Here is a 22,199-nt window from a genome sequence, read left to right as displayed (position 1 = left end):
GAGGTCGTTCTATATGCTCCGTGTATTTATGTTTGCTTTTGTTTTCCTTCTGGCAAACTCCAGCAGTGCGCAAGATGTAGACTATCTTCAGGGAACGGTAATCCAAGGGCCGTTTAGAACTGACGTCGTAAATGGGGGTGAATTATCATTCCTGCAGACGACGAGCGAGGAGTTTCCTGTTTCTCTGGTCCTGGATGTTGTTGGGGTCGACAATAAAAAAAATAGAAGTCTTGTCGATAAATACGATGTGGCTGGGTCAGACCCAAAAATTGAGTCGATTTTCTTTTATCCAGTTAAGGGTAAAAAAAATGTGCTTGTTTTGGTTTCTTGGGAAATTACGAGCAGAGGAATTGGAACGTACGGGACCCTTTATCAAGTTTATGGGTATGAAAAAAGTGCGGACAATAAATTGGTTGTGAATAAGCTTGTCCGATTTGATAAGAATCTGAGTGGGATGGAAGGATATCAAGAAGGTGAGGAGCAACATTTTCCTTATGTTAATGCAGGGTTGATAAAATCTTATATCAAGAAAATAAATGGCGCTAAATAGCGATGGCTGCCAATGTTTTGCGTTTAATAGGGCAGGCTACTCTTTATTATGCGTGAACGTGGTTTGGCCCCGGCTCGCCGAGCGCAAAGCCTGAATGACTCAAGGATGAACACAGTGAACCGCTTTGTTTTTACGCTGTTGGTCGCACTACTACTGCCGGTTTCAGCGGCCTATGCGCAGGACGACTGCAGCCATGTAGCCTCAAGCCTGGAAATGGTGCCCTGCTCGGAGGCGGCGAAGAAGGCTGCCGATACGCAGTTGAACCTCAGCTACAAGCAATTGATGGCGCGGCTTGAGTCTGATTATCGAGCGGATCCGGCATTGGGAGCGGAGTACGCAGCGAAGGTTAAAGAATCGCAACGTGCATGGCTGAAGTTGCGCGATGCGAACTGCCCTTTGGAGGCATTCGAGATCGAGACGGGGATGCCGGCGCATGTGTTCGCGGTTAACTCGTGCATCGCCAGAATGAGTCGTGAGCGCTCGGCGTATCTGGACAAGATCGTCCCTGAGCTTGCGTCCGACAAGAACGCGTCGACAGCGCCGGCCAACGGTGCCTGTCCTTCGGAGGAGTTCCCTGCTTTCCTGACAGCATTTTCCGCCAACAGCGAATCACAACGCCGCCTCACTGCGATGACGGTCAAGTCGCTGGTGCTGAAACCGGTGGTGGGAAGGGATCGAAGTACCTTTGAACCTTCAACCTCGGGTGTCGGTGGAGCCAATTTCACCTACCCGCTGATGGCAGCAATCACGTCCGGCAAGACATCTGGAGTCGAGATCGAAGAGGTTGATGACAGTCACGTTAAGGTGGTGGATAAACGGCGGGCAACAGTAATATCAAGATCTTCAACTTCTCTCGTCAGGCGTGCTGGGTGCTTGAGGGGATTGAGGATTGGTCGATTAGTGAGAAGGATCTTGTCGCAACACGTAATCCAGGAATGAGCCGCGCAGAGAATTTCTGTGAACAACGTGCTGAAGCTTTAGGAGGGCTGGGATTTCTTGAGCAATATCCGCTGACTGCGGAGTTGATTGAGGCGTCGCTGGAGAATTATGTATGTGCTGCGGAGTCGGGTGATGCGAAGGCGAGCCTGTCGGCGGCACGCTTGAGTCTTTCGCAGATGGCGTCTCAGTTGGAAACCCCTAAGGTAGAGGCGTTGTTCAAAGCGGCCTCGAAAATACCAAGTGGGGCGCTGGGCTATGCCACGTTTCTTTGTTCGGGAAACTCCACTGACTATAACGGCCCTTGCCTCCATCCCGAGCAGGCAAAAGAGCAGGTCATTCGGGCGATCACCATGGGTTCCACAGACGCGATGAGTTATCTGGCTTCTACTTTTGAGGGTGGTGAGTTGGGAACGAAGGATATGTCCCGAGCGTTAGCCTGTTATCAAATGGCGGCTGACAAAGGTGATCAGCCGAGCATTGACAGCGTGAAGCGATTGGGATCGCAGCCTATCAAAGCCAGTCACTGCATCTGAAGGTCGGGGTGACATTTGATGCGCTTCCGCACGTATTGAGCCTGAGTCCGTCACGCTCAAACGTTTAATACTTGAGCATCTGACGACCGGGATTTTCCTTTAAACTTCCCGCCCCAAGGAATGCGCTCAGGACACGGAATGCCAGCCCTCTCTACCTCGCTCCGCCCAGCGTTAGTGCTCTGGCTTTACGCAGCCGCAATGGCGCACATACTCGCCGGTCTCACCCTGACCTGGGCCGGGCATGCTGGATTACTCGACGGCTACCTGCACACCCTCGAACTCGCATTCTGGGGCGCAGATGAAATTCCCGCCGCCGGCCACGAACAACAAGTCTGGTGGCTCGCGCTGTTTGGCGCGACGCTGCAAAGCTATTCGTTGTACATGCTTGCGTTGGTGCACTTGGGTAATCGCTTGAAAGCTCCAGCAGTGTGGGGATGGTTGATCGCCGGCATCCTGTTATGGGCGCCGCAGGACATGTGGCTTTCAGCGCAACGGCAGGTCTGGTCGCATCTGTGGCTCGATGGTTTTGCGTTGCTCGTGCTATTGCCGCCGTTGATCTGGCTGTATGTCCAGGACCGCCGAAAAATCGCTCAATAAATGCGCATTGGGCATATTGGTATCGAAGGAGTTATAGCGTGAAAGGATTTTCGATTCTTCTCTGCTGCTTGGCATTGGCAACCTCTACTGCGGCACTTGCCGCAGAAGTGTGTAATCCAGACAGCTTTTCCAACCCCGACTTGATCATTTGCGGGCAGCAAACCTTCGAGAAGGTCGACACTGTGTTGAACGAGCAATATAAAAAAGCGCTGACGAGTTTGGCTCCTGCGGAGCAGAGCCATCTGAGAGATGTGCAAAAGAACTGGGTGCGTTTCAAAGAGTCGTTTTGCGAGGAGCTTTATCAATCCACTTTGCCGGGCGCTGAGGCGCCAATCGAGAGGCTTGGGTGCCTGGTGCAAACGACCAATGCCCGGTTGGGAGAGTTGATTGCTCTGCAGACGGGCTTAACGCTAGATGGCTTTTATAAAGCCGCATCTGCGATTGCGGGGAACGATCGTGAGAGAAATTTAGCGGCCGCGATTGAGCGACTGGGAGGGGATGAGTTCGATGATCCGCTTTGGAAGAGGTACGCAGACGGGCATTGTGAGATGGCTGGCCGTCTGTTGCGTGAAGACGTCGCCTACTGCGCGGTGAGGGTGCGCTTTCAATTACCCATGAACCGCTAAAGGAATGATCGGTTTGAAATCTTCGTCTGCGTTTATTTCTGCGCTTCTTTTGATACCGCTGACTGCCCACGGTGAGGTTACTACCGAGGTTTCTTGCTTCCGTTCGTTGGAAGGCAACAACATCAATTTCGAGTTTCGATCCTATTACGACACGGTCTCCCGGTGGAGTGGAGCGGGGGTTAGGTACACAAAGTCCCCAAAGGCGATTCCTCTTGTCTACCGGAGTGTCGAAGAGGAAGTCATGGAGGAGGGGCGCCCCTCTCAGTTCACGATAATCTGGGTGGAGGTTTCCGAAGGGTCGCTGACAGGCGAATACGAAATGGTCAGCCAAGGTGCCCGAATCTACGGGATGACCTACACGAACTACAAATCCGGTAAGAAGTATTCATTCGATCAAGACATCACCATGGACGCTACGCCAGAAACAGGCTGTCAGTGGTGAGCCGGGGTTCATTGAGAAAGGGGACTTAACGTCCCCTTTTTTCATCCGCAAATCCCGCTACGACTTGGCTGCCAGGTTTCGCACTTCAATATGGTCGAGCGTCCCTTCCACCATCAATCGCACCCCGTCCGCCATTCTGCTCAGGGCCAGTGCTACCGAGCGGCGGGAGCCGTGGAGGTCGTCGGCGAGGTCGCAGGCGATGGCGCTGATGGACAGGAGGTCTTCGGAGGCGTTGGCCATCAGGGCTTCGGCGTCGGTGCCGGGGGTGAGGCTGAAGAGGCCGGTTTCGCGTTTGGGTTGGGATTCGGTGCGCGGTTTGAAGTGGTGGTCGAGGGCGCGTTCGGCGGCCTCGTGGAATTTCTTGGATTCCAGCGATTCGTAGGGCGATATGTCTGGGGTTTCGGGGGGATTGGGTGTTGGTTTGATCATAGTTATTTCCGAGTTATGGAGCCAACACCGATTCGCTTGCTTCGAGAGGGTGGCAGCTGTGTATAGGTGTGCAAGACCGGACTCGGAAACCGGCAGACCCGAAGGCCTCCCATACACAGCCGCCATAACAGTTCGCGAGCATAGGAAAACGCCCGGCGAATAGCCATAACTGAATGCATGACGAGTCTGGACTTGCACGTCCGAGTCACCGATTTTGCAGTGACACACACAGGCTATCGACCATGCTCCAGCCTGCCTAGTTCACGCACAACACCACGCCTTGCAGGAAATTTCCCATAGGTTTGCAGGCTGGAAGATCAAAAGATCGCAGCCTTCGGCAGCTCCTACAGGGATGTGTTTCAACAGGTGTAGGAAGTGGGGGGCAGAAGTGTGACTTGGCGGTCATCGTGCGGGAAATGGGCTGCATCATCTTCCAATGGCGGTCGATAGTGGCGTTATCGTCTGAATCCCTTACACTGCCCCGGCCGTTCATTTTCCTTTTGAGGCTGTGCGCATGAAATTTCGTTTTCTTCTGTGGATGATGGGTTTGTTGATGGGTAAGGCCAGCCGGACAAATCCTGCGTTCCAGCAGCAGTTGGGTGACAAGGATCTGGTGTTTCAGCTGCAGACGCTGGACGGGAAAGTGGCGCGGCATTTCGTGGTGAAGGATCAGCGCATCACAAGCAAGTCTGGCGTGGTGGCGGAGCCGGCGTTTGCGATTGCGTTCAAGGATGCGGGTTATGCCTTTGCCACGATGCAGGCGAAGAACAAGCAGTTGGCGTTTATGCAGGGGATTCAGGACAAGTCGATTCAGCTGAAGGGGAATCCGGCGCTGGTGATGTGGTTTCAGGGGTTGATGAAGTATTTGAAGCCGAGGAAGGCCAAGCCGAAGGCTTGAGTAGACGGGCTTGAGTGGAGGGGCTGTTGTGGTGAGGGGATTTATCCCCGATGGGCTGCGAAGCAGCCCCAAAACCTGAGATCTCGATTTACCTGAAACACCCTGTTGGCCTAGTTGCGGCTGCTGCGCAGCCGGTCGGGGATAAATCCCCTCACCACAGGTTTTGTGTCAGGCAGGTAAATTGGGTTGGATTCTTCGCGAGCAAGCTCACTCCCACAGGAGGTCACCGAAACCTTGTGGGAGCGAGCTTGCTCGCGAAGTTTTTAGGCCTGGCTGAACTGCGAGGCCAGTTCGCGCAGCAGGACTTCGGCTTCGAGGACTTTACTGACAACGTCGTTGGCCTTGTCGCGGGTCAGGCCGACGCGTTCGAGCAGGGCGTCGGGGATGTCTTCGTCGGGGCCGGAGCCGATGCCGCGGCTGCGCAGCAGGCGTACGGCCAGGCAGACGAGGTTCGGGTATTCGGCGTAGGCGCCGTCGTAGCTTGGGTCGTGCTGGAAGCGCAGGGCGGTGGCCAGTTCGTCGGGCATGTCCCAGTAGCGCATCAGCCACGAGCCGATCTGTTCGCGGCTGATGCCCAGCAGGTGCTGCTCGATGTAGCTGTGGCACAGGTGCGGGTTGACCTCCAGGTGGCGGCAGATCAGCGAGAAGTGCGGCGGGAACACGTGGGCCAGCAGCAGGTAGCCGAAGTTGTGCAGCAGACCGGCCAGATAGGTCAGGCCGGCTTCCGGGCGCTGGGCGCGCGGCATGGCGCGGGTCAGGCCCTCGATGACGGCGGCGGTGTAGATCGACTGCTGCCAGTACGGCGTGGTGTGTTGCGGGTGGTCTTTCGGCAGGCTCAGGGTCTTGCCGAGGGCCAGGCCCAGCGCCAGGTTGATCACCAGATCGAAACCCAGCACGCGAACGATCGCGTCTTCCACCGAACGGATCTTGCCTGGCGAGGCGTAGTACGGCGACGCCGCCCAGCTCACCACTTGTGCAGCCAGCGCCGGGTCGGTTTCGACCACCCCAGTGATGTCGTCGATGGTGGCGTTGGGGTCGACCCGCAGCTTGATGATTTTTTGCGCCGTCTCGGCCAGCGGCGGAATCTCGATGGTCGCTTCCAGACGCTGCTGAATCCGGCGTGCGGTGAATGCCTGCACGGCCTGGGTGATTTCCTCGCGGTCATCGTCCGGGCGGTCGAGGTTCGGGCGGATACTGCTCAGGGCTTCGCCGAAATTGGCGGCGCTGGCCTTGGTCAGCATGGTCTTGAAGGCTTCGCTGGTGATCTCCAGCAGCACGCCCGGCTCGCCGGAGTTGATCAGCAGCTTCGGCTCGCGCAGCAAGCTTTCTTCGTAGAGGCACGGCGAACTGGTCAGCGCCGGCAGGCCCGGCAGCAGGCTCAGGCTGTGTTTGCCGAGCATCTTTTCCAGGCGCTCGGTGGACACGGCGGTCAGGCGCCGGCCAGTCAGTTCGGCGAGGCGGTTGAGGTCCAGCAATTGGCTCTGCGGAAACAGCACCATCAGCGCGCCGACGGCATCGTCCAGCAACACGGCTTGTACCTTGCGCGAAGCGTTGAGGCCGTGGTGGTCGAGCACTTCTTCGTAGGCGATCCCCAGCTTGCCGAGCAGCAGCCGAATTACAGACGGCGCGTGCGGAAGTTCAGGGGCGAGAGCTGCGTCAGTCATGGTCTGTATCCGTTTTTGAAACAATGGCAGGAGTATAACCAGCTCTGTCGGAACGATCCTGCACAAACTGCGACGGTGCTCACACTTGGCCGTATTGCTGCCCATGGCGCAGCCAGCGGTCGAGCAATGGGCTGACGTGGGTTGGCCAGCGTTCCAGCAGCGCTTGCGCGGCATCGCGCACGGCAGGCAGCAGGTCGGCGTCGCGCATCAGGTCGGCGACCTTGAATTGCAGCAGGCCGGTCTGACGCGTGCCGAGCATTTCGCCGGGGCCGCGCAGTTCGAGGTCTTTTTCGGCAATGACGAAACCGTCGTTGGTCTCGCGCATGATGCCCAGGCGCTGGCGGCCGATCTGCGACAGTGGCGGATGGTAGAGCAGCACGCAATGGCTGACCGCGCTGCCCCGGCCGACGCGACCGCGCAACTGGTGCAGTTGCGCAAGGCCCAGACGTTCGGGGTTTTCGATGATCATCAGGCTGGCGTTGGGCACGTCGACGCCGACTTCGATCACCGTGGTGGCGACCAGCAGTTGCAGGTTGCCGGCCTTGAATTCGGCCATGACCGCGGCTTTTTCGGCGGGCTTCATGCGCCCGTGGATCAGTCCGACTTTCAGCTCGCCGAGGGCGGCGGTGAGGTCTTCGAACGTGGTTTCGGCGGCCTGACAGGTCAGCTCTTCCGACTCTTCGATCAGCGTGCACACCCAATAGGCCTGGCGCCCTTCGGCGCAGGCGCTGCGCACCCGTTCGATGACTTCGACGCGACGGGTGTCGGTGACCAGCACGGTGTTGACCGGAGTGCGACCGGGCGGCAGTTCGTCGAGGATCGAGGTGTCGAGGTCGGCGTAGGCGCTCATCGCCAGCGTGCGTGGGATCGGCGTGGCGGTCATGATCAGTTGATGCGGGCACATGCGCCCGCCGACGCCTTTCTGCCGCAGCGCCAAGCGTTGTTGCACACCGAAGCGGTGTTGTTCGTCGATGATCACCAGTGCCAGATTCTTGAACTGCACTTCGTCCTGGAACAGCGCGTGGGTGCCGACCACCATCGGCGTGCCGCTGGCGATCTGTTCCAGCGCGGTGACGCGATTCTTGCCCTTGAGCTTGCCGGCCAGCCACGCGACGTCGATGCCCAGCGGTTCGAGCCAGCGCTTGAAGGTGATGAAGTGCTGCTCGGCGAGGATCTCGGTCGGCGCCATCAATGCGACCTGATAACCCGCCTCCAGCGCCTGCAGGGCAGCGAGGGCGGCGACCACGGTCTTGCCCGCGCCAACGTCGCCCTGAATCAGCCGCAGCATCGGTTCGTGCTGGCTGAGGTCGTAGGCGATTTCGTTGCCGACCCGTTGCTGGGCGCCGGTCGGGCTGAAGCCGAGGTTGGCCAGGTATTTTGCCGGCAGCTTCGTAGCCTTCGGCATCGCCGGCGCGCGCAGTGAACGCATGCTCTCGCGCAGACGCTGCTGCGACAGTTGATGGGTCAGCAATTCTTCGAAGGCCAGCCGATGCTGGGCCCAGTGATGACCGAGGGCGAGTTCATCGACGTCGGCATCGGCGGGCGGGTTGTGCAGGTAGCGTATCGCGTCGGCCAGCGGCGCCAGTTGGTAGTCGCGGGCCAGTTCGGTCGGCAGCCAGTCGGGCAGGGTGTTCGGCTTGAGCAGGGTCAGGGTCTGCATGCACAGCTGGCGCAGGCGCTGTTGGGTCAGGCCTTCGGTGAGCGGATAGACCGGGGTCAGGGTTTCGTCCACCGGCGGTGGTTCGTCACCGTTAATGGCGCGGTATTCCGGGTGGTAGATTTCCAGTCCCGAAGCGCCGGGGCGCACTTCACCGTAGCAGCGAATCCGCGTGCCGCGCTTGAGGCCTTCTTTCTGCGCATTGCTGAAATGGTAGAAGCGCAGGCTCAGGCCGCCGGTGCCGTCCTGCATGCGCACGACGAGGCTGCGCCGCCGGCCCATGACCACGTCGGCACCGCTGACGGTGCCTTCGACCACGGCGTCCTGGCCCGGGCGCAAGTGGCCGATCGGCACCACGCGGGTGCGATCCTGATAACGCAGCGGCAGGTGAAACAGCACGTCCTGAAGGTTTTCCAGGCCGACTTTGGCCAGTTTCTCGGCCATGGCTTCGCCGACACCCTTGAGTGCCGTCACCGACACTTGCGACAGCTCAGTCATGACCCTGGCTTAACCGGCCGTAACCGGCGCGGCGGGCTTGGCCACCGAACACAGGCGAACGGAGTCGGCGAGGATCTCGATGGCTTTCGGCCGCGGGAAGCTCGCGCGCCAGGCAATCGCCACGGTGCGGAACGGCACCGGCGCCGACAGCGGTCGTACTTCGATCACGCCCGGGGCGTAGTGGTGGCTGTCCACCGCCGACAGCGGCAGGATCGAGATGCCCAGACCGGAGGCGACCATGTGGCGGATGGTCTCCAGCGAGCTGGACTCCACCGTGGTGTGCTTGGCGCCGTCGTTGCCCTTGGTCAGGGTCGGGCAGGCTTCGAGCACCTGGTCGCGGAAGCAGTGGCCTTCGCCGAGCAACAGCAGGCTCTTGTCGTTGAGCAGGCCCGGGTCGATGGATTCTTTTTGCGTCCACGGGTGCTGGGCCGGCATCAGGACGTAGAACGGCTCGTCGTACAGCGGCAGGGTCAGCACGTCGGCTTCGTTGAACGGCAGGGCGATGATGATGGCGTCGAGCTCGCCGTTGCGCAGTTTGTCACGCAGCACGTGGGTGAAGTTTTCTTCGATGTACAACGGCATCTGCGGGGCGACCCGGTGCAGTTGCGGAATCAGGTGCGGGAACAGGTACGGCCCGACGGTGTAGATCGCGCCGACTTTCAGCGGTGCGGTCAGTTGGTTCTTGCCGGCCTGGGCCAGTTCACGGATGCCTTGCGCCTGCTCCAGGACTTTCTGCGCCTGGGCGACGATGCCTTCGCCGACCGGGGTCAGGCGCACGGCACTTTTGCTGCGCTCGAAAATCAGCACACCGAGTTCGTCTTCAAGTTTTTTCACGCCCACCGACAGGGTCGGCTGGCTGACGTGGCAACGCTCGGCGGCGTGGCCGAAGTGCTGCTCTTGGGCGAGGGTAACGATGTAGCGTAATTCTGTGAGGGTCATAGCAAGCGTCCATGAAGTTGCGGGCCAAGCATAACGGCTGCAATCGATAGACGCACGTTATCAGACTGAGTGAGGAATGCGACACCGGGCAATGTGGGTTTGCCGTTTATGGATGAGCTGAAAAGCAAAAGATCGCCGCCTTCGGCAGCTCCTGCAGGGGGGCGGGATACCTGTAGGAGCTGCCGAAGGCTGCGATCTTTTGATCTTGCTACTTAGCGACGACGTTCGAGCGAGTACACAAACGGCGCAACAATTTCGATCGAACCGTTGTTCAGCATGTCGGCCGGTGGCTTGGGCAGCGGTTGCGCGCGGCGGATCATTTCCAGGGTGGCCCGGTCCAGATCGGCGTTGCCGGAGCGGCCCACCAGTTCGAACGACAGCACATTGCCTTCAGCATCAACCACGAAGCGCAGACGGTTCAAGCCTTCCTTGCCTCGCGCCTGAGCGCTGGCCGGGTACTTCTTGTACTTGGCCAAGTGCGCGAGCAGGGTGCCTTGCCAACTGGCTTTGGCTGCCATTTGTGCGGGCGACGGGCCCGGTGCCGGCTGAGCGGATTTCTCTGTCGGTGCCTGGGTCGGTTGCGTGTCGGCCGGTTTCTCCTCGGAAGGTTTTTCCTTCGGTGGTTCTGGCTTCTCTACCGGTTTGGGCGGCTGCGGTTTCGGCTTTGGCTTGGGTTTGGGCTTCGGTACGGCAATCTCGGCCTTGGGTGCTTCAGCCAGTTTCGGAATCGGCAGCTCTTCAACCGGAGCTGGTGGCTGCGGCGGTGTGACGACTTTCGGCGGAGCAGGCGGTGGCGGGGCCGGAACCGGTGCCAGCTCGACCATCATTGCCTGCGGCGGCAGTTCGATGGGCGGGCGGGCGGTCCAGTTCAGCGCCAGCGCGATGGCCAGCGCGTGAACGCCCAGCACCACGGCCAGGCTACCGCTGTAACGCGTCAGCTTATGGCGCGTCGTGATCATTTCTTGGCTGCGCTCTCAAGGCCCACCAGACCGACCTTCAGGTAACCGGCCGAACGCAATTTATCCATCACGCTCATCAGGTCGCCGTAGTCCACACCCTTGTCGGCCTGGAAGAAGATGGTGGTGTCTTTCTTGCCCTGAGTCTTGGCGTCGAGCACGGCGCCAAGGGTATCGGCGTTGACTTCGTCGTCGCCAATGTACAGGCGCTGATCGGCTTTTACGCTGAGAAACACCGGTTTTTCAGGGCGCGGCGCCGGTTTGGCGGTCGAGGCCGGCAGGTCGACTTTGATGTCCACGGTGGCCAGCGGCGCAGCCACCATAAAGATGATCAGCAGTACCAGCATCACGTCGATGAACGGCGTGACGTTGATTTCGTGGTTCTCGGCCAGATCGTCGTCTGCGCCTTCTTTCAAATGCAGGCCCATGGCCGATTACCCCACTTTGACCATGTGCGGCTGCGAGCTGCGCTCAGGTTGGTGGTCGAGATCGCGGCTGACCAGCAACAGGACCTGCGCCGAAGCGTCGGACACCTGCGCCTTGTAGCCGGCGATGGAGCGGGCGAACACGTTGTAGATGACTACCGCAGGAATTGCGGCAACCAGGCCCAGCGCGGTGGCCAGCAGCGCTTCGGCAATGCCTGGCGCCACGACGGCGAGGTTGGTGGTCTGGGTCTTGGCGATGCCGATGAAGCTGTTCATGATGCCCCATACGGTACCGAACAGGCCGACGAACGGCGCGGTGGAGCCGATGGTGGCGAGGACGCCGGTGCCGCTGCTCATGTTGCGACCGCAAGCAGCCACCAGGCGCTCGAGGCGGAAGCTGACGCGCTCCTTGATGCCTTCTTTTTCACGGCTGTTGACCGACAGGCGCATTTCTTCAAGTGCATCGTGGACCAGCAGGTTGGCCAGGGTGCCTTCTTTCGCCGCAGTGGCGCTGGCTTCCTTGAGCGTTGCAGCTTTTTTCAGGGCGGCGATTTCGCCACGCAGACGACGCTTGGCGCCCATCAGCTCAAAGCCTTTGGCGATCCAGATGGTCCAGGTGATGATGGAAGCGATGGCCAGACCGATCATCACGATTTTCACGATGATGTCGGCGTTCTGATACATGCCCCATGGCGACAGGTCGTGGGCCATGCCCAGGGTGTTGTCGGGTTCGAGCACTTCAGGGGCGTCGGCCGGGCTGGCGTCTACAGCCTGCACCGGGTCGGTGGTGGCTGGCGCGGCGGCGGCAGGGGCGTGCTGTTCGGTGGCAGCCGGGGCGGCTGGCGCCTGGGCATCAGCGAAGGCGGCGGTCGGCGCCAGCATCAGGCTGAGCAGCAGGGCCGCCACCGCGCTGAAGGCGCGAGGTCGTTTGGTTGGCGAAGCGGGGATTTGATTACGTGTCATGCTGGCCGGACCTGAAGTAAAAAACGGTTGATGCTCTTCCAGGCCTCGTGAGGCCGAGAACAAAAGTGGGGTGCATTATTGCAAGTAATTCTTGTTAACAAAAGTAATAGAGTTTCTTTTTTTCCTTCATTGCTAGCCGTTCGTCCTTTGTGAGGGCTAGTCTGTTCCTTTCGTCTGGGAGTTTTTTGATGTCCGCGCCTTCTGTTTTGATTGCCGGTTGTGGTGATGTCGGCAGTCGTCTGGCTACGCAATTGTTGGCCGCCGGCTGGGAGGTGCATGGTCTGCGCCGTGATATTTCGCGTTTGCCGGATGGCGTCATCGGCGTGGCGGGTGACCTGTTCAAGGAAGACTGCCCGGAAAACTGGCCATTCGGGGCGGTGGATTATCTGGTGTATTGCGCGGCGGCCACCGATCACGATGAGGCCGGTTATCGTGCGGCTTACGTGCAGGGTTTGCAGAATGTGCTGAGCTGGCTGGATGACTTTGGGCAGGCCCCTGAGCGGCTGCTGTTCGTTTCCAGCAGCAGTGTGTACGGGCAGCAGGAAGGGGAATGGGTCGACGAGCAATCAGAAACCGTGGCTAGCGGATACTCCGGCCGGGTGATGCTTGAGGCCGAGCAAGTGGCGCTGAACAGCGGCATCCCGGCGAGCATTGTGCGCCTGACCGGTATCTACGGCCCGGGACGTGAGTGGCTGCTGACTCAAGTGCGTCGCGGTTATCGGGTGGCGGTCGAGCCGCCGCTGTACGGCAATCGCATTCACGCTGATGACGCAGCAGGGCTGATGGCGTTTCTGCTGCAGGCGGCTCATCGCGGCGAGCCATTGCAGGATATCTATATCGGTGTGGACGACGCGCCGGCGCCGCTGGCCGAGGTGGTCGCGTGGCTGCGCGAGTATCTGGGCGTTACCGAGTGGGCGGAAGACGCCAGCGTACGCCGCACCGGCAGCAAGCGCTGCAGCAATGCCCGGGCGAAGGCGCTGGGCTGGACGCCGACTTATCCGAGTTATCGCGAAGGTTATGCGGCGATTCTTGAAGGCAAGTGCTGACCTTCTAACGCCACAAACCACTGTGGGAGCGGGCTTGCCCGCGATGGCGGCTTGGCAGTCAACTAAGGTGTTGAGTCTGATGGCCTCATCGCGGGCAAGCCCGCTCCCACAGGGTTATATATTGTTCTCAGGCGCGGTTACTGCTTCTCAAGCAACCACTTGCGCTCACCCGGGGTGAACTGCGGCATTTCATCCGCCAGTGCGCTGTTCACTGCCTGGAAAATCTCCAGCGCCTTGCCTTTGCGGGCAAAGATCCAGTTGTTGCCCTGGCCGTTGAGTTGCAGCCACATGCTGTCGTGGTCGCTGTTCATCGAGGCGCAGTCGCCTGCCAGGCACAGGGCATAGCGGTCGGCGCCGGGCAGACCGGAGACCTGGCCATCGGCCTGGAATTGCACAGTGTTGCCTTCGCCGTCGCCGCTGGCAATCTTCCAGCTGCCGCCCAGATAGGCCGAATACAGCGCGCGTTCGAAGCTGGCGCCGATTGGCGCACCTTCCGGCACGGGGATTTGCGCACGATCGAACAACTGGTCGGGTTCGTTTTCGGTGGCGGCTTGTTTCATCCGGCCGCCGTCGCGTTTCAGTTCGCTGCCGGAGCTGCCATAGAAGTCGACTTTCCAGGCGCCGGACTGTTCGCCCTGCAGCCGTCCTTCGACGTTCTCGAAACCGTTGGTGTAGCGGGCCTGACCGGCCTTGGTGTTGACGTCCCACTCCAGGTTCGGGCCATAGGCCTGAAGCGCTTCGCGCAGGGGGCCGCCCTTGGCCGCAGCGTCGATCGCCACCTGGTTGATCCAGGTGCCGCTGATGTCACGGTCGGCGGGGTCGCTGGCACAGCCGCCGAGGAAAATGGCGAGCAGCGAGAGAGCAAGCGCTTTGCGCATGGTGGAATCCTTTCAAAACCTTTTCTTTACCGCAGAGCAGTCGGCGCAGCGTTTGAAGGCTGCGCCGCGCGCATTACTCGATGACCAGGATGGCATCCATTTCGACCTGCGAACCCTTCGGCAGGGCAGCAACGCCGATGGCGGCGCGCGCTGGGTACGGCTGATCGAAGTACTTGCCCATGATCTCGTTGACCTTGGCGAAGTGGCTCAGGTCGGTGAGGAAAATGTTCAGCTTGACGATGTCCTTGAACGAACCGCCGGCAGCTTCGGCTACGGCTTTGAGGTTCTCGAACACCTGGACGGTCTGGGCTTCGAAGCCTTCAACCAGTTCCATGGTCTTTGGGTCCAGAGGGATCTGACCCGACATGTAGACAGTGTTGCCGGCCTTGATCGCCTGGGAGTAGGTACCGATGGCGGCTGGGGCCTTGTCGCTGGTGATAACGGTCTTGGTCATGTATGACTCCTTGTTAGGTGTGAATTAGGCACGCATGCGGGTGATGCGGATGACCCCGGTCAGGGCGCGCAGTTTCTTGATCACGCGGGCCAGGTGCACACGGTCGTGGACGCTGACCACCAGCTGGACGACGCTGATGCGGCCATCGCGTTCGTCCATGCTGATTTTCTCGATATTGCCGTCGGCCGCGTTGACGCTGCTGGCCAGCAGGGCGATCAGGCCACGCTGGTGCTCCAGCTCGACGCGCAGTTCGACGTTGAATTCGCCGGTGACATCCTTGGCCCACGAGAGCTGGATGCATTTTTCCGGGTTGTGCCGGATTTCGCTGATATTGCGGCAGTTGTCCAGGTGCACGACCATGCCTTTGCCCGCCGACAGGTGCCCGACAATCGGGTCGCCCGGGATCGGTGTGCAGCACTTGGCGTAACTGAGCACCAGGCCTTCGGTACCGCGAATCGCCAGCGGGCCTTCCGGGCTAGGCAGCTGTTCGCCTTCGCCGAGTAGGCGGCGCGCCACGACATAGGCCATGCGGTTGCCCAGGCCAATGTCTTCGAGCAAATCTTCAATCAGTTCGAGGCGATACTCGCTGAGCATCGCCTTGACGCGCTCGGCCGGGATTTTCTCCAGCGAGCTGTCGAAACCGTTGAGTACTTTGTTCAGCAGGCGTTCGCCGAGGCTGATGGACTCGGAGCGGCGCTGCAGTTTCAGCGCATGGCGGATGTGCGTACGGGCCTTGCCGGTGACCACGAAGTTAAGCCACGCCGGATTCGGCCGCGCGCCAGGGGCGCTGACGATCTCGACCGTGGAGCCGCTTTGCAGCGGTTCGGACAGCGGTGCGAGTCGGCGGTTGATCCGGCAGGCGATGCAGCTGTTGCCGACGTCGGTGTGCACCGCGTAGGCGAAGTCGACTGCCGTGGAGCCTTTGGGCAGCTCCATGATCCGGCCTTTAGGCGTGAATACGTAGACCTCGTCCGGGAACAGGTCGATCTTCACGCTCTCGATGAATTCCAGCGAGTTGCCGGCACGTTGCTGCATTTCCAGCACGCCTTTGACCCACTGGCGGGCGCGGGCGTGAGTGCCTTTCGGCTGCTCGTCACCGCTGGATTTGTACAGCCAGTGGGCGGCAATGCCGTTATTGGCCATCTCTTCCATTTCGCGGGTACGGATCTGGATTTCGATCGGTACGCCGTGCATGCCAAACAGCGTGGTGTGCAGCGACTGATAGCCGTTGGCCTTGGGGATCGCGATGTAATCCTTGAAGCGCCCCGGCAACGGTTTGTACAAATTATGCACAGCACCCAGCACGCGGTAGCAGGTATCGACCTTGTCGACGATGATCCGGAACGCGTAGACGTCCATGATCTCGTTGAAGGCCCGACGCTTGCCGCGCATTTTCTTGTAGATGCCGTAGAGGTGTTTCTGACGACCGCTGACTTCGCCCTGGATGCCGTCGATCGCGAGGCAATGACCGAGGGACTCTTCGATCTTGTTGACGATTTCCTTGCGGTTGCCCCGGGCGCGCTTGACCGCCTGGTAGATCCGCGCCGAACGCATCGGGTGCATCGCCTTGAAGCCGAGGTCTTCGAATTCGATACGAATCGCGTGCATGCCCAGCCGGTTGGCGATGGGCGCGTAGATTTCGAGGGTTTCCTTGGCGATCCGGCGGCGTTTTTCCCCGGACAGCACTTCCAGCGTGCGCATGTTGTGCAGGCGGTCGGCGAGTTTGACCAGGATCACGCGAATGTCGCGGGCCATGGCCATGGCCATCTTCTGGAAGTTTTCGGCCTGGGCTTCGGCCTTGGTCTCGAAGTTCATCTGGGTCAGTTTGCTGACCCCGTCGACCAGTTCGGCCACGGTTTCACCAAACTGCGCTTGCAGCGCTTCTTTGGCGATACCGGTGTCTTCGATCACGTCATGCAGCATCGCGGCCATCAGGCTCTGATGGTCCATGTGCATGTCGGCAAGAATATTCGCCACCGCAAGAGGATGCGTGACGTACGCCTCGCCGCTGCGACGGCGCTGACCGTCATGGGCTTGTTCGGCGTAGAAATACGCTCGGCGGACCAGGTTGACCTGGTCGTTGCCGAGGTAGGTCGATAAGCGATCGGCGAGGGCGTCTATGCTCGGCATGATGACTCCTGCCGTAGGCTGTGTTCCTGCGCCGTGCTACGTCGACCAGGCAAAGGCATAGACGGCCTCGTTGGACTCGTCCTCGAACGCAGCGAAGACCGGGTCTTCGTGGACGATTTCCTGCTCGGCGATGAACTCGTAGCTCATCAGGCCTTCTGCGATTTCACGCAGGGCGACAACGGTCGGCTTGTCGTTTTCCCACTGGACCAGTGGCTCTTTGCCGCCGGTGGCCAGTTGACGGGCACGCTTGGTAGAGAGCATGACCAGCTCAAAGCGGTTTTCCACGTGTTCTAGGCAGTCTTCAACGGTTACGCGGGCCATGGTATTCCTCGGAGCGAATGCAATATGCGCGCTGCCCGGTTGGGCGAGCGGACTGAGCAGTTTAAAAAATCACCAGCGATTAGGGAAGCGCTGATTTTTTGACCAGACCCTTCAACGCGCTGCAAGCACCAATGTAAAGCCCTTGCAGCGGTTTTGGGAAGAGTTGATTAACCGAGCAGTTCGGCCAGTAATTTGCCGAAACGTACCTGCTGACGCTTCTGTTGCAGCTGATTGGCGCGGAAAATCGCCTTCAGATCGTCCAGTGCATGGGCGAAATCGTCGTTGATGATCAGGTAGTCGTACTCGACATAGTGGCTCATCTCGCTGACGGCTTCGCGCATCCGGCCATCAATGATCTCGTCACTGTCCTGGCCGCGGTTGGTCAGGCGCTGGTGCAAGGCCTGCAACGACGGCGGCAGGATGAAGATCGAGCGTGCCTGCGGCATCAGCTTGCGCACTTGCTCGGCGCCTTGCCAGTCGATTTCCAGAATCAGGTCGTGACCTTCGTCCAGCGTCTGCTGCAGGCGGCTTTGCGAGGTGCCGTAGAAGTTGCCGAAGACTTCGGCGCGTTCGAGGAAATCGCCGTGCTCGCCCATCTTCACGAACTCTTCGCGGGTCACGAAGTGATAGTTCACGCCGTCCACTTCACCCGGACGCATGGCGCGGGTGGTGTGGGAGATCGAGACGCGAATCTCCGGATTGGCATCGGTCAAAGCCTTGACCAGGCTGCTCTTGCCTGCGCCCGATGGCGCGGAAATGATGTACAGGGTGCCGGTGCTGTGGGTCATGTCTGTTGCCTTACTCAATATTCTGCACTTGTTCGCGCATCTGCTCGATCAACACCTTGAGGTTGACGGCGGCCTGGGTGCTGCGCGGGTCGAAGGCCTTGGAGCCCAGTGTGTTGGCTTCGCGGTTGAGCTCCTGCATCAGGAAATCCAGGCGCCGGCCGGCGGCGCCGCCGGACTTGAGCACCCGGCGCACTTCGATGATGTGGGTGCTCAGGCGATCCAGTTCTTCTGCCACATCGCTCTTTTGCGCGAGGATGACCATTTCCTGTTCCAGGCGCTGCGGGTCCAGTTCGGCCTTCATGTCGTTGAAGCGGTCGAGGACTTTCTGACGCTGGGTCGCGAGCATCTGCGGCACCAGTTCACGCAAGGTCACGACGTCCTCTTCAATGGAGGTCAGGCGCTCGTTGATCAGGCGTGCCAGCTCCGCGCCTTCGCGCTCGCGGCCGGCCTTGAGTTCCTTGAGACCTTGATTGAACAGTGTCAGCGCCTCGGCGTTCAGCGCCTGTGGGTCAGTCGCGTCGGCCACCAGTACGCCGGGCCAGGCCAGCACTTCCAGCGGGTTGAGTGCTGCCGGGTTGTTGATCAGGCCGGCAATGGTTTCGGCGGCGGCGACCAGTTGCGCGGCGCGCTCGCGATCGACCTGCAACGGCTTGCCGGTGCTTTCTTCAGTGAAACGCAGGGTGCATTCCAGTTTGCCCCGTGAAAGGCCTTGGCGCAGGGCCTCACGCACGGCGCCTTCGAGGTCGCGGAACGACTCCGGCAGGCGCAGGTGCGGTTCCAGATAGCGGCTGTTGACCGAGCGCAGCTCCCAGCTCAGGGTGCCCTGGACGCCGGCTTTTTCGACGCGGGCGAAGGCGGTCATGCTGTGCACCATGGCGGTGACCTCGCAATGCAGATCGGCGCAGAAGGGATGTTCCGCAGGCTCGATATCAATGAATTTAAGCCGACTGGCAGCAAAGGCGCAGGATTGTAGCGCAGTGCGGCGGATGCGCCCAAACACACGGTGTGACAAAGGGCTGCAGGCCGTCGGTTATGCGTGTTTCAGGGCCCTGGGTCGACGGTTGGAATTTTTAACCCGTGCCCAGGCGCGGTGCAGCGCTCTATAATGCTCGGCAGTTTTCCGTCCCCAGTACAGGTATTCCCTATGAAACGTCCAAGTGGTCGCGCTGCCGATCAGCTCCGCTCGATCCGCATTACCCGCAACTACACCAAACACGCCGAGGGATCCGTACTGGTCGAATTCGGTGATACCAAAGTCATCTGCACCGTCAGCGTCGAAAACGGCGTGCCGCGCTTCCTGAAAGGGCAAGGTCAGGGTTGGTTGACCGCCGAGTACGGCATGCTGCCGCGCGCTACCGGCGAGCGTAACCAGCGTGAAGCCAGCCGTGGCAAGCAGGGCGGTCGCACCCTGGAAATCCAGCGCCTGATCGGCCGTTCGCTGCGCGCTGCGCTGGACATGTCCAAGCTGGGCGACGTGACCCTGTACGTCGATTGCGACGTGATCCAGGCTGACGGCGGCACCCGCACCGCCTCCATCACCGGCGCGATGGTTGCCCTGGTCGATGCACTGAAAGTGATCAAGAAGCGCGGCGGCCTGAAAGGCGGCGACCCGCTCAAGCAAATGATCGGCGCGGTGTCGGTCGGCATGTATCAGGGTGAGCCGGTGCTGGATCTGGACTATCTTGAAGATTCCGCCGCCGAGACTGACCTCAACGTGGTGATGACCAGCACCGGTGGTTTCATCGAAGTCCAGGGCACCGCCGAAGGCGCGCCGTTCCAGCCTGAAGATCTGAACGCCATGCTGGAACTGGCCAAGAAAGGCATGAACGAAATCTTCGAACTGCAAAAGGCTGCACTGGCCGACTGAGCAGGTTCGTAACCCGCAAGGAGGACGTGATGAGTGATGAGCAGGAGTTGCTGCCCAAGCCGAGCCAGGAGGTTCGCCAATGGGCGATGTTTTGTCACTTGTCCGCCTTGCTGGGGATCTGGATTCCGTTCGGTAACCTGATCGGGCCGTTGATCCTGTGGCAGATGAAGCGCGAAACCGACCCGTTCATCGACGCTCAGGGCAAGGAGGCGCTGAATTTTCAGATCACCGTGGCGATTGCTGCCGCGATCTGTCTGCTGCTGATGATGTTGATCATCGGCTTCTTCTTGCTCGGCCTGCTGGCCATCGGCGCATTGGTGCTGACGATCATCGCCGGGGTGAAGGCGAACGAAGGCTTTCCCTACCGTTATCCATTCACTTGGCGATTGATCAAATAACGATCAGTGCAAGGCCTCCGTGATTCGCAAAGTTTTAATTCAAATGCCCTGACTTGTCAGGGCATTTGTGTTTCTGCAACTCGAATAATTACTTTTTCGTGTAGGAACAGTTCTATCTGCGACAAGCGGTAGTCGATAATTTTTATATATTTAACTCTTACACTTTTAGTCACAACTGCAATGCTTTAACACGATCTCAGTCCTTGGCAACAGGACTTGTCGGTTGTTAAGGTTGCTCCGCGTAACGTTGCTTCAGAAATATCTCGATATATTCAAGCCATCGAAGGTCCTTGAATTCCAAATCAATCAGTGTTGAGACAGTCAGCCGATTCAATAGGCGTGCGCGGGTAAAAAGTGCGCCTGATGAATATATAGCCAAGAATAACCCCAATGATCCAGCTCGATTTTTATGGAACGCTCGTGGCCGCCTCTCTGGTGCTTTTACTGGGGCGCGGACTTATTGCACGAGTCGGTTTTCTGCGTAATTACAATATCCCTGAACCCGTCGCCGGTGGACTGGTGGTTGCGCTGGGTTTATTGATGTTGCGAACTTTTGATATGGAAATCAGATTCGATACTTCACTGCAGACGCCGTTGATGTTGGCATTCTTTGCAACAATCGGTTTGAGCGCAGACTTTGCCAGCCTGAAGAAGGGTGGTCGCGTAGTCGGCATATTTCTACTGGCGGTTACCGGGCTTTTGCTGGTTCAGAACGCGTTGGGCATTGGCCTTGCCACAACGTTGGGTCTTGATCCGTTGATGGGGCTCCTGACGGGTTCAATCACGCTTGCGGGCGGTCACGGTACGGGGGCGGCGTGGGGCACGGTATTCAGTGAAAAGTACGGCCTTGCGTCGGCCTCCGAGCTTGCAATCGCCTCGGCAACCTTCGGCCTGGTCCTGGGCGGTTTGATTGGTGGGCCGGTGGCTCGCCTGCTCATCAAGCGCGTTGCGGTGCCCGGTTGCCAGCCTCAACAAACGCCACGGATGCCAAAGGGTTTTGAGCAGCCGAACAAGGAGCGTTCGATCACGCCCTTTTCGTTTATCGAGACACTGGCATTGATTGCGGTGAGTTTATTGGCTGGCAATCTGCTGAATGGTTTTCTGCACGGAACCGCGTTCGAGTTGCCGACGTTTGTTTGCGTTTTGTTCGTGGGAGTGGTGCTGCGTAATGGGCTGTCGGCGCTGGGCCTGTATCAGGTATTCGAGCGGGAAGTGTCGGTGCTGGGTAATGTCAGCCTGTCGCTGTTTCTGGCAATTGCCTTGATGTCTCTCAAACTCTGGGATCTGGCAGCGTTGGCACTGCCGATATTCATCATCCTGGCTGCGCAAACGTTGGTCATGGCGCTGTTTGCGATTTTCGTGACATTCAGAGTGATGGGCAGTAACTACGACGCGGCGGTCCTGGCGGCAGGACATTGTGGTTTTGGCCTGGGCGCAACGCCAACGGCCATTGCCAACATGCAGGCGGTGACGCAGCGTTTCGGGCCTTCGCAGCTTGCGTTTCTGGTGGTGCCGATGGTTGGTGCATTCTTCATCGACATCATCAACGTGATCGTCATAAAGCTTTATCTGGCCTTGCCGTTTTTTGTCGCCGTCTGAGGTCTGGGCTGCTTAAGGCGCGGCATAAAAAATGCCCGTATCTCGCGATACGGGCATTTTTTAACGACAAATCGACGCTTAGATGGTCAGCGTCCAGTCGTAGTCGACGATCAGCGGCGCGTGCTGCGAGAACCGTGGCTGCCGCGGCAGGCGTGCGCTGCGTACGAAGCGACGCAGGCCTGGGGTCAGCAGCTGGTAGTCGAAGCGCCAGCCCAGATTCAGCATCTCGGCCTGTTCGTTGTCCGGCCACCAGCTGTACTGGTCGCCTTCGCGGCTGACTTCGCGCAGGGCATCGACATAGCCCATGTTGCCGACAATCTCGTCCATCCAGGCGCGTTCTGGCGCCAGGAAGCCCGGGGATTGCTGACTGTCGCGCCAGTTCTTGATGTCGAGCTTCTGCTGCGCAACGTACAGCGAGCCACAATAAATGTACTCGCGACGTTTACGCCGCTGCTTGTCCAGGTACTTGCCGAAGTCGTCCATGAGCTTGAACTTCTGGTTCAAGTCCTCATCGCCGTTCATCCCCGAAGGAAGCAGCAAGGTGGCAATACTGACTTTGTCGAAATCTGCTTGCAGGTAGCGCCCGTAGCGGTCGGCCGTCT

The 22,199-nt window shown here is 59.4% G+C and carries 23 protein-coding genes and 1 pseudogene; 10 read left to right on the top strand and 14 right to left on the bottom strand.

Annotated elements, in window-relative coordinates; genetic code table 11:
• The first annotated feature begins 13 nt into the window (after nt 1–13).
• From ACIP8I_RS25070 to ACIP8I_RS25050, 5 genes and pseudogenes are all read left to right on the top strand, one after another.
• Nucleotides 14–550: a hypothetical protein gene (locus ACIP8I_RS25070; RefSeq protein WP_103521970.1), complete on the top strand. Its 537-nt coding sequence runs from the start codon at nt 14–16 to the stop codon at nt 548–550.
• A gap of 114 nt (nt 551–664) precedes the next feature.
• A pseudogene (locus ACIP8I_RS25065) lies at nt 665–2,022 on the top strand (lysozyme inhibitor LprI family protein).
• Between the two features lie 138 nt (nt 2,023–2,160).
• Nucleotides 2,161–2,619, top strand: coding sequence for a cell division protein (locus ACIP8I_RS25060; RefSeq protein ID WP_400764587.1), 459 nt, complete (start codon nt 2,161–2,163; stop codon nt 2,617–2,619).
• 38 nt (nt 2,620–2,657) lie between these two features.
• A complete protein-coding gene (locus tag ACIP8I_RS25055) occupies nt 2,658–3,245 on the top strand; it encodes a lysozyme inhibitor LprI family protein (protein WP_400764586.1) in 588 nt (195 codons plus the stop codon).
• A 13-nt stretch (nt 3,246–3,258) separates the two neighbouring features.
• Nucleotides 3,259–3,687: a hypothetical protein gene (locus ACIP8I_RS25050; protein ID WP_400764585.1), complete on the top strand. Its 429-nt coding sequence runs from the start codon at nt 3,259–3,261 to the stop codon at nt 3,685–3,687.
• 57 nt (nt 3,688–3,744) lie between these two features.
• Here the strand turns inward: ACIP8I_RS25050 and ACIP8I_RS25045 are convergent, their stop codons facing one another.
• A complete protein-coding gene (locus ACIP8I_RS25045) occupies nt 3,745–4,116 on the bottom strand; it encodes a DUF6124 family protein (protein ID WP_027610398.1) in 372 nt (123 codons plus the stop codon).
• A gap of 514 nt (nt 4,117–4,630) precedes the next feature.
• On the opposite strand from ACIP8I_RS25045, the gene ACIP8I_RS25040 reads away from it, so the two are divergent.
• Entirely contained in the window at nt 4,631–5,014 is a 384-nt protein-coding gene (locus ACIP8I_RS25040; RefSeq protein ID WP_086792441.1) for a helicase, read from the top strand.
• Nucleotides 5,015–5,277: 263 nt separating this feature from the next.
• On the opposite strand, the gene ACIP8I_RS25035 is transcribed toward ACIP8I_RS25040, so the two are convergent.
• The 6 genes from ACIP8I_RS25035 to exbB all read right to left on the bottom strand — a co-directional run bounded on the left by ACIP8I_RS25035 (nt 5,278) and on the right by exbB (nt 12,116).
• Entirely contained in the window at nt 5,278–6,678 is a 1,401-nt protein-coding gene (locus ACIP8I_RS25035; RefSeq protein WP_007962347.1) for an aminoacyl-tRNA deacylase and HDOD domain-containing protein, read from the bottom strand.
• Between the two features lie 79 nt (nt 6,679–6,757).
• Nucleotides 6,758–8,833 carry an ATP-dependent DNA helicase RecG gene (gene recG / locus ACIP8I_RS25030; RefSeq protein ID WP_400764583.1) on the bottom strand — a complete coding sequence of 692 codons (2,076 nt, stop codon included), beginning with the start codon at nt 8,831–8,833 and terminating at the stop codon, nt 6,758–6,760.
• Nucleotides 8,834–8,842: 9 nt separating this feature from the next.
• Entirely contained in the window at nt 8,843–9,772 is a 930-nt protein-coding gene (locus tag ACIP8I_RS25025) for a hydrogen peroxide-inducible genes activator (RefSeq protein WP_007962352.1), read from the bottom strand.
• Nucleotides 9,773–9,984: 212 nt separating this feature from the next.
• Nucleotides 9,985–10,731: an energy transducer TonB gene (locus tag ACIP8I_RS25020; protein WP_400764581.1), complete on the bottom strand. Its 747-nt coding sequence runs from the start codon at nt 10,729–10,731 to the stop codon at nt 9,985–9,987.
• Nucleotides 10,728–11,156 carry a TonB system transport protein ExbD gene (gene exbD / locus ACIP8I_RS25015; protein ID WP_007962355.1) on the bottom strand — a complete coding sequence of 143 codons (429 nt, stop codon included), beginning with the start codon at nt 11,154–11,156 and terminating at the stop codon, nt 10,728–10,730. Before exbD ends, ACIP8I_RS25020 begins: the two co-directional genes overlap by 4 nt.
• A gap of 6 nt (nt 11,157–11,162) precedes the next feature.
• Entirely contained in the window at nt 11,163–12,116 is a 954-nt protein-coding gene (gene exbB / locus ACIP8I_RS25010) for a tonB-system energizer ExbB (protein ID WP_400764580.1), read from the bottom strand.
• A 188-nt stretch (nt 12,117–12,304) separates the two neighbouring features.
• Between exbB and ACIP8I_RS25005 the strand changes: the two genes are divergently transcribed.
• Nucleotides 12,305–13,162, top strand: coding sequence for an SDR family oxidoreductase (locus ACIP8I_RS25005; RefSeq protein ID WP_400764578.1), 858 nt, complete (start codon nt 12,305–12,307; stop codon nt 13,160–13,162).
• Nucleotides 13,163–13,299: 137 nt separating this feature from the next.
• Here ACIP8I_RS25005 and ACIP8I_RS25000 read toward each other — a convergent pair whose 3' ends face one another.
• The 6 genes from ACIP8I_RS25000 to ACIP8I_RS24975 all read right to left on the bottom strand — a co-directional run bounded on the left by ACIP8I_RS25000 (nt 13,300) and on the right by ACIP8I_RS24975 (nt 18,607).
• On the bottom strand, nt 13,300–14,040 hold the full coding sequence (locus ACIP8I_RS25000) for a hypothetical protein (protein WP_007962358.1): 741 nt from the start codon (nt 14,038–14,040) through the stop codon (nt 13,300–13,302).
• A gap of 73 nt (nt 14,041–14,113) precedes the next feature.
• Complete coding sequence (locus ACIP8I_RS24995; protein WP_003229509.1) at nt 14,114–14,494, bottom strand: RidA family protein; 381 nt, start codon at nt 14,492–14,494, stop codon at nt 14,114–14,116.
• A gap of 24 nt (nt 14,495–14,518) precedes the next feature.
• Nucleotides 14,519–16,624: a bifunctional GTP diphosphokinase/guanosine-3',5'-bis pyrophosphate 3'-pyrophosphohydrolase gene (spoT, locus tag ACIP8I_RS24990; protein WP_025112705.1), complete on the bottom strand. Its 2,106-nt coding sequence runs from the start codon at nt 16,622–16,624 to the stop codon at nt 14,519–14,521.
• A gap of 36 nt (nt 16,625–16,660) precedes the next feature.
• A complete protein-coding gene (gene rpoZ / locus ACIP8I_RS24985; protein WP_400764577.1) occupies nt 16,661–16,945 on the bottom strand; it encodes a DNA-directed RNA polymerase subunit omega in 285 nt (94 codons plus the stop codon).
• Between the two features lie 167 nt (nt 16,946–17,112).
• A complete protein-coding gene (gmk, locus tag ACIP8I_RS24980; RefSeq protein ID WP_003229498.1) occupies nt 17,113–17,733 on the bottom strand; it encodes a guanylate kinase in 621 nt (206 codons plus the stop codon).
• Nucleotides 17,734–17,743: 10 nt separating this feature from the next.
• Nucleotides 17,744–18,607 (bottom strand): YicC/YloC family endoribonuclease, encoded by an 864-nt coding sequence (locus ACIP8I_RS24975; protein ID WP_400764576.1) that lies wholly within the window; start codon nt 18,605–18,607, stop codon nt 17,744–17,746.
• Between the two features lie 270 nt (nt 18,608–18,877).
• On the opposite strand from ACIP8I_RS24975, the gene rph reads away from it, so the two are divergent.
• The 3 genes from rph to gltS all read left to right on the top strand — a co-directional run bounded on the left by rph (nt 18,878) and on the right by gltS (nt 21,597).
• A complete protein-coding gene (gene rph, locus ACIP8I_RS24970) occupies nt 18,878–19,600 on the top strand; it encodes a ribonuclease PH (RefSeq protein ID WP_027610407.1) in 723 nt (240 codons plus the stop codon).
• Between the two features lie 29 nt (nt 19,601–19,629).
• Entirely contained in the window at nt 19,630–19,998 is a 369-nt protein-coding gene (locus ACIP8I_RS24965) for a DUF4870 domain-containing protein (RefSeq protein WP_400764574.1), read from the top strand.
• A gap of 390 nt (nt 19,999–20,388) precedes the next feature.
• Nucleotides 20,389–21,597, top strand: coding sequence for a sodium/glutamate symporter (gene gltS / locus ACIP8I_RS24960; protein WP_400764572.1), 1,209 nt, complete (start codon nt 20,389–20,391; stop codon nt 21,595–21,597).
• 78 nt (nt 21,598–21,675) lie between these two features.
• Here gltS and ACIP8I_RS24955 read toward each other — a convergent pair.
• The coding region (locus ACIP8I_RS24955; protein ID WP_400764570.1) for a catabolite repression control protein Crc at nt 21,676–22,199 on the bottom strand (524 nt) is incomplete at its 5' end.

The organism is Pseudomonas sp. NPDC088414 (assembly GCF_044753325.1).
Lineage (GTDB): Bacteria > Pseudomonadota > Gammaproteobacteria > Pseudomonadales > Pseudomonadaceae > Aquipseudomonas.
This window is presented reverse-complemented; position numbering and strand designations above follow the sequence as displayed.

Excerpts from the sequence above, each read along its gene's own strand:
- ACIP8I_RS24975 (WP_400764576.1), bottom strand. The coding sequence starts at position 18,607 with ATGGTGCACAGCATGACCGCCTTCGCCCGCGTCGAAAAAGCCGGCGTC.
- exbB (WP_400764580.1), bottom strand. The coding sequence starts at position 12,116 with ATGACACGTAATCAAATCCCCGCTTCGCCAACCAAACGACCTCGCGCC.
- gmk (WP_003229498.1), bottom strand. The coding sequence starts at position 17,733 with ATGACCCACAGCACCGGCACCCTGTACATCATTTCCGCGCCATCGGGC.
- ACIP8I_RS24965 (WP_400764574.1), top strand. The coding sequence starts at position 19,630 with ATGAGTGATGAGCAGGAGTTGCTGCCCAAGCCGAGCCAGGAGGTTCGC.
- recG (WP_400764583.1), bottom strand. The coding sequence starts at position 8,833 with ATGACTGAGCTGTCGCAAGTGTCGGTGACGGCACTCAAGGGTGTCGGC.
- exbD (WP_007962355.1), bottom strand. The coding sequence starts at position 11,156 with ATGGGCCTGCATTTGAAAGAAGGCGCAGACGACGATCTGGCCGAGAAC.
- ACIP8I_RS25000 (WP_007962358.1), bottom strand. The coding sequence starts at position 14,040 with ATGCGCAAAGCGCTTGCTCTCTCGCTGCTCGCCATTTTCCTCGGCGGC.
- ACIP8I_RS25035 (WP_007962347.1), bottom strand. The coding sequence starts at position 6,678 with ATGACTGACGCAGCTCTCGCCCCTGAACTTCCGCACGCGCCGTCTGTA.
- ACIP8I_RS25070 (WP_103521970.1), top strand. The coding sequence starts at position 14 with ATGCTCCGTGTATTTATGTTTGCTTTTGTTTTCCTTCTGGCAAACTCC.
- spoT (WP_025112705.1), bottom strand. The coding sequence starts at position 16,624 with ATGCCGAGCATAGACGCCCTCGCCGATCGCTTATCGACCTACCTCGGC.
- ACIP8I_RS25060 (WP_400764587.1), top strand. The coding sequence starts at position 2,161 with ATGCCAGCCCTCTCTACCTCGCTCCGCCCAGCGTTAGTGCTCTGGCTT.
- ACIP8I_RS24995 (WP_003229509.1), bottom strand. The coding sequence starts at position 14,494 with ATGACCAAGACCGTTATCACCAGCGACAAGGCCCCAGCCGCCATCGGT.
- ACIP8I_RS25020 (WP_400764581.1), bottom strand. The coding sequence starts at position 10,731 with ATGATCACGACGCGCCATAAGCTGACGCGTTACAGCGGTAGCCTGGCC.
- rpoZ (WP_400764577.1), bottom strand. The coding sequence starts at position 16,945 with ATGGCCCGCGTAACCGTTGAAGACTGCCTAGAACACGTGGAAAACCGC.
- ACIP8I_RS25025 (WP_007962352.1), bottom strand. The coding sequence starts at position 9,772 with ATGACCCTCACAGAATTACGCTACATCGTTACCCTCGCCCAAGAGCAG.
- ACIP8I_RS25040 (WP_086792441.1), top strand. The coding sequence starts at position 4,631 with ATGAAATTTCGTTTTCTTCTGTGGATGATGGGTTTGTTGATGGGTAAG.
- ACIP8I_RS25005 (WP_400764578.1), top strand. The coding sequence starts at position 12,305 with ATGTCCGCGCCTTCTGTTTTGATTGCCGGTTGTGGTGATGTCGGCAGT.
- ACIP8I_RS25045 (WP_027610398.1), bottom strand. The coding sequence starts at position 4,116 with ATGATCAAACCAACACCCAATCCCCCCGAAACCCCAGACATATCGCCC.
- rph (WP_027610407.1), top strand. The coding sequence starts at position 18,878 with ATGAAACGTCCAAGTGGTCGCGCTGCCGATCAGCTCCGCTCGATCCGC.
- gltS (WP_400764572.1), top strand. The coding sequence starts at position 20,389 with ATGATCCAGCTCGATTTTTATGGAACGCTCGTGGCCGCCTCTCTGGTG.